Below are 4,882 nucleotides of genomic sequence, written 5' to 3' on the forward strand. Positions count from 1 at the left end.
CCGCATCGGCATCAGCGACATCACAGGCGACGAGGGTCACATCGGCGCCCAGAGCGGTCAGCTCCGCCCGCAGCTCCACCGCACCCGGTGCCTCCGGACCGCGCCGACTCGCCAACAGCAGATGCCGCATGCCGCGTTCGGCCACCAGGTGCCGGGCCAGTTCCCCGCCGAGACCGCCCGTTCCACCGGTGATCAGCACGGTGCCTTCGGCATCCCACTCCTGGGCCGACGCCGTTCCGGCTGTGAGGCGAGCCAACCGGCCCACCCGCAGCACACCGTCCCGTACGACGAACTGGGCATCCCCCCCGGCCAGCAGGCCGGGCAGGCTCGGCAGTAGCCGGGCGAAGCCCTCGCCTTCGTCCTCTTCGGCCCCTTCGGCCTCTTCGACGTCGAGCAGGACGAACCGTCCGGGGTGCTCCGACTGCGCCGAGCGCACCAGGCCCCAGACGGCGGCCGCCGCCAGGTCATCGACGCGGTCGTCGGCGTGAGCGGCGACAGCGTTGCGGGTCACGAACACCAGCTGCGAGGCAGCGAACCGGCCGTCGGCCAGCCACTGCTGAATCATGTCCAGTACCTGGGCCGTGAGCTCATGCACCGTCGCGGGTACGTCACCGCCCGTACGGGCCGAAGAAGCCAGCACCAGCTCCGGGACCGGTCCGCCCAATGCGGCGAGATCCTCGGTTCCGACGGTGACGGTGGCGTAACGAAGGCCCTCGGACAGGGGGGCTTCCGGCGCCGGTACCCACTCCAACCGGAGCAGTGAACCCTTCTCGGCACCACCGGCAGCCGATACTTCGGCGTCCTGGAACGTACGCAGGACCAGTGACTCCGCTGACAGCACCGGCGCACCCGCGGCATCGGCCACCGCGATGGCCACCGAGTTCTCACCGGTCCTCGTGAGCCGTGCCCGCGCTACGGAGGCGCCACCGGCGTGGAGGGATACCCCGCCCCACGACAGGGGGGTGAGCCGCTGTTCGTCGTCGTCCAACCCGGCAAACCCGGCGGCCTGCACCACTGCTTCCAGCAGCGCCGGATGAAGCCCGAAGTACTCGGCGTCGTCCGCCTGGCTCGGCAGCGCGACGTCGACGAACGTCTCGTCGCCCCGCACCCAGGCCCCACGCAGTCCCTGGAAGACCGGCCCGTACCCGGTCGCGTCCTCGTAGAAGCCCTCCAGATCGACGGCCGCGGCCCCCTCCGGCGGCCACACCGACGCGTCGAACTTCACATTCCGCTCGTCCGGGGACAACACACCAGTGGCGTGCCCGGTCCACGGCTGGTCTTCGGGAGCACTCTCAGGGCGCGAGGAAAAGCTCACCTTGCGCGCGTCTGCCTCGTCCGGAGCGGTTACACGGATCTGAAGGACCACGGCGTCGTTCTCAGGCAGTACGAGCGGCTCGCCGAGGTCGAGTGCCTCGACCTGGTCGCAGCCGACCTGGTCGCCGACGCGAATGGCCAGCTCCAGGAACCCGGAGGCCGGGAAGACGGCCGCCCCACCGGCCGTGTGCTCCGCAAGCCACGCATGTGTCTGCAAGGACAGCCGGCCCGTGAACAGCACACCGTCGGAGCCCGCCAGCGGGATCGCCGCGCCGAGCAGCGGATGCTCTGCGGGCCGCAATCCTGCGGAGATCACATCGCCCGCGTACGCCGCCTGCCTGGGCCAGTACCGCTCGTGCTGGAAGGCATAAGTCGGCAGATCGACACGGCGGGCACCCGTGCCGGTGAACAGGGCCGGCCAGTCGACGCCGACGCCCACGACGTGCAGCCGGGCGAGAGCGGTCAGGAGAGCGGTCTCCTCCGGGCGGTCCTTGCGCAGGGCCGGCACGAGGACGGCGTCATGCTGGTCGCCCTGGTCCAGGCTCTGCTGGGCCATCGCGGTGAGCACACCATCGGGGCCCAGCTCCAGGAACGCCGACACACCGGCCTCGGTGAGCGCCTTCACACCATCGGCGAAACGGACAGTCTCACGAACGTGACGGACCCAGTACTCGGGGCTGCAGACAAGCTCGGCAGTCGCCTGTTCACCGGTGACGTTCGAGATGAGCGGGATCTTCGGGGCCGAGAACGACAGCCCGGAGACCACCTGCCGGAACTCCTCCAGCATCGGATCCATCAACGGCGAGTGGAAAGCGTGGCTGACCGACAACCGCTGCGTCTTACGACCCTGCGCCGCGAAGGTCTCGGCAATGCGGGAGACCGCAGCGTCGTCACCCGCAATCACGACCGCCTGCGGACCATTGACCGCCGCAATCGACACACTCTCGACCAGACGATCGGACACCTCGACCTCGCCGGCCTGCACGGCAACCATCGCCCCACCCGCAGGCAACGCCTGCATCAGCCGCGCCCGGGCCTCCACCAGCGTGCACGCATCATCCAGCGACAGCACACCCGAGACGTGCGCCGCCGCGATCTCACCAATGGAATGGCCCGCCACGAAGTCCGGGCGCACACCCCACGACTCCACCAGACGGAACAACGCCACCTCGACCGCGAACAACGCCGGCTGCGTGAAACCGGTGTCATTCAGCAGCTCCTCGTCACCGAACAACACCTCCCGCAAGGGACTGTCCATCCGCTCCAGCACCGCATCCAGTGCCTCCGCGAAGACGGGGAACCGGCCGTACAACTCACGGCCCATCCCCACCCGCTGCGAACCCTGACCCGAAAACAGGACGACCAGCGAACGGTCGTCCACCCGGCCTCGGGCAGCCTCGATCAGACCGGAATCGGCTTCGGTGTCGGCATCGGCATCGGCATCGGCATCGGCATCGGCCAGCAGCACCGCACGGTGTTCAAAGACCGACCGGTCTGTCGCCAGGGAGAAGCCCACATCGATGGGTGACTGTCGGCCGGCCAGCGAGGCGACACGCTCAAGCTGCTGAGCCAGCGCGTCCTCGCTCTTCGCCGACACCAGCCACGGCACCACAGCAGGCGACGACACGGGCGCCGCAGTCCGCTCGGCCGGAGCCTCCGACGTCTCCGCCTGTTCCAGCACTACGTGCGCGTTCGTTCCACTGAGCCCGAATGACGAGACACCAGCACGCCAAGGCCGATTCGCCTCGGGCCACGGCGTGTGCTCGGTCAGCAGCTCCACAGCCCCAGCCGACCAGTCGACGTGGGATGACGGCGCATCCACATGCAACGTCTTCGGCAGCACACCGTGCCGCATCGCCATGACCATCTTGATCACACCGGCGACACCTGCCGCTGCCTGCGTGTGACCGATGTTCGACTTCACCGAGCCCAGCCACAACGGCCGGTGCTCCGGCCGACCCTGCCCGTACGTCGCCAATAGCGCCTGCGCCTCGATCGGGTCACCCAGCGTCGTACCCGTACCGTGCGCCTCCACCACATCGACATCCGCAGCAGACAACCCACCACTCGCCAGCGCCTGCCGGATCACCCGCTGCTGCGACGGACCGTTCGGCGCCGTCAAACCATTCGACGCACCGTCCTGATTCACCGCCGAACCACGCACCACAGCCAGCACCTCATGGCCGTTGCGTCGAGCATCGGAGAGCCGCTCCAGGACAAGTACGCCCACGCCCTCCGACCAGCCCGTGCCGTCGGCCGAGTCGGCGAATGCCTTGCACCGGCCGTCCGTGGCCAGTCCGCCCTGGCGGCTGAAGCCCGCAAAGCTCATCGGGGTGGACAGGACCGTGACTCCGCCGGCCAAGGCCAGCGAGGTCTCTCCGTTGCGCAACGACTGCGAGGCGAGGTGCAGCGCCACAAGTGAGGAGGAGCAAGCGGTGTCGACCGTTACCGCCGGCCCTTCCAGGCCGAAGTTGTAGGAAAGGCGCCCGGAAATCACGCTGTTGGCGAGACCGGTGCTGGCGTGGCCTTCCACGTCTTCCCGTGAATTCATCACGAGTGTGGCGTAGTCCTGGCCTGTGGTGCCGACGAAGACCCCGGTGCGGCTTCCCCGGAGGGTCGCGGGATCGATCGCAGCGCGTTCGATCGCCTCCCAGGTGGTTTCCAGCAGCAATCGCTGTTGTGGGTCCATCGCCAGCGCTTCGCGTGGCGAGATTCCGAAGAAACCGGCGTCGAATTCGCCCACGCCCTGGAGGAATCCACCGCGTCGAGTCGCGCTGACACCTCGGCTCTCCGGGCTGTTGCCGAACAGTGCGTCCAGGTCCCAGCCCCGGTCGGTGGGGAATCCACCGATCGCGTCCTGCCCGTCAGCGAGCATCTGCCAGAGCTCTTCCGGGGAACTCACCCCGCCGGGCATCCGGCATGCCATCCCGACGATGGCGATCGGCTCGTCGGCGATGCCCGAGGTGGCCACAGCGATGGGTGTGTCCGACTCGGCGTGCTCCTCCAGGAGCTCCCCGAGGAGGTGCTGGCCGAGCGCGGTGGGGGTGGGGTAGTCGAAGATCAGGGTGGCCGGGAGCCGCAATCCGGTGGCGATGGTAAGGCTGTTGCGCAGTTCCAGTGCGGTCAGCGAATCGAAGCCCAGTTCGCGGAACTCCCGCCCCGCGTCGATGGCCTTGGCCGAGGCGTGTCCGAGTACGGTTGCGGACTCGGCCCGTACGAGGTCCGCCACGTAACGGACCCGGTCCTCCTCCCCCAGGCCCAGGAGCTGACGGATGAGCGCCGCTGCCGTACCGGCCCCGCCGATCGCCGTCGCGGCCGTTCGCCGGTATCCCTTGATCAAGCCGCGCAGTACAGCCGGTACCTCACCGCGCATGCGCATGGTCCCGGTTTCCGGAGCCGGTCCGATGGGCACGAGGTAGGCCTCGTCGGAGGCCGTGGCAGCATCGAACAGCGCCAAACCCTGCGCTACCGACAGCGGCGGCACCCCGGAAGCCGCGATCCGCTGCATATCAGCATCGGACAACGCACCCGTCATACCACTCGACTGCGCCCACGCACCCCACGCCAA

1 pseudogene is annotated in these 4,882 nt (G+C 68.8%); it reads right to left on the reverse strand.

The features are described 5' to 3' along the window. Positions 1–4,822, reverse strand: a pseudogene (locus tag AB0F13_RS27725) (beta-ketoacyl synthase N-terminal-like domain-containing protein); the annotation flags it as partial. Positions 4,823–4,882: the final 60 nt, after the last annotated feature.

It is taken from the genome of Streptomyces sp. NPDC026206 (genome assembly GCF_040638465.1).
Lineage (GTDB): Bacteria > Actinomycetota > Actinomycetes > Streptomycetales > Streptomycetaceae > Streptomyces.